The organism is Enterobacter cloacae complex sp. P12RS (genome assembly GCF_014895875.1).
Lineage (GTDB): Bacteria > Pseudomonadota > Gammaproteobacteria > Enterobacterales > Enterobacteriaceae > Enterobacter > Enterobacter bugandensis.
On record NZ_JADBQO010000070.1, the window covers coordinates 1 to 203 of the forward strand.

Sequence of the window (203 nt, forward strand, 5' to 3'; positions counted from 1 at the left end):
GTCACCCTGACGCGCGTCGTGTCCGTCCCGTCTGCTGCGGCGTTATTGTCGATCACCTCCAGCGCGCTGACTTTTGCCGTGCTGCTGTCAGCCGTGAACGTCACCTGGCCAGACTTCGCCTGCGTCCAGTTATCGCCGGTGGTGGCCTCCACCCGGAACTCCCCGGCCTTCAGGCTGGTCTGGCTGACGGTGACGGTACCATC

Annotated in this window: 1 protein-coding gene; it reads right to left on the reverse strand. The window is 65.0% G+C overall.

The features are described from left to right. A partial coding sequence (locus IM284_RS22610; protein WP_193055948.1) for a hypothetical protein occupies positions 1-203 on the reverse strand: 203 nt, incomplete at both ends.